Source organism: Bacillus sp. SA1-12, from assembly GCF_000981385.1.
GTDB lineage: Bacteria > Bacillota > Bacilli > Bacillales > Bacillaceae > Metabacillus.
Genome location: NZ_LATZ01000125.1, coordinates 1 through 1,004, shown reverse-complemented (window position 1 = coordinate 1,004; position 1,004 = coordinate 1). Strand labels below are relative to the sequence as shown.

The 1,004-nt window shown below is 36.7% G+C and carries 1 protein-coding gene; it reads left to right on the top strand.

All coding sequences use genetic code 11. From position 1 onward, the window contains the following. On the top strand, positions 1-969 hold a 969-nt coding region (locus WQ54_RS24235; protein ID WP_046588164.1), incomplete at its 5' end, for an IS1182 family transposase. Between the last annotated feature and the right edge of the window lie 35 nt (positions 970-1,004).

Below are 1,004 nucleotides of genomic sequence, written 5' to 3'. Positions count from 1 at the left end.
CTTAATGAAGCGATAGAAAAAGGGTTTGTTGATCCTTCTGTTGTTTTTATAGACTCTACACATGTTAAAGCAAATGCAAACAAGAGGAAGTTTATAAAAGAAGCTGTCAAAGCAGAAACAAAAAGCTATCAAACTCAACTAGAAGAAGAGATAAACGAAGATCGAATTGTACATGGAAAAAAGCCTTTAACCCCTCAAACAAAGGCGGAGACAAAAGAAATTAAAGTAAGCACAACAGATCCTGAAAGTGGCTATTATGTTAAGAATGAACGAGAGAAACAATTTGCCTATTCCTTTCACACAGTTTGTGACAATAAGGGATTTATACTTGCCAATCAAGTGACAGGTGGAAATGTACACGATAGTCAGGTAATAAATTCTCTTGTAGATGAATTGATTGAAAAAGTAGGTAAGCCTAATGCTCTTGCTGGAGACGCAGGATATAAAACTCCACCCGTTGCGAAATATTTAATGGACAAAGAAATTAGTCCTGTTATGCCTTACACAAGACCCCACACTAAAGATGAATTCATGAAAAAATATGAATATGTCTACGATGAATATTATGATTGTTATATTTGTCCGAAGGATCAAATACTTCCTTACCGCACAACGACCAGGGATGGTTACAGACAATACGCATCAAATCCAGCCATTTGTAAGGATTGCACACTCCTTGATTCCTGTACACAAAGTAAGAACAAGAGGAAAATGATTCACCGACATATTTGGGAAGATAACATTGATGAAGTTAATCATTTACGGCATACAGAAATGAATAAAAGCATATACGCTAAACGAAAAGAAACAATAGAACGTGTCTTTGCAGATGCTAAAGAAAAGCATGGTATGCGATGGACCACTTTAAGAGGAATTAAAAAAGTGGCCATGCAGGCGATGCTAACTTTTGCTGCCATGAATCTCAAGAAAATGGCAAACTGGGCATGGAAGTATCCATGCCCAGCCTAAGAAAATAGAGAATAAATGCAAACCCCCTTTCAAAT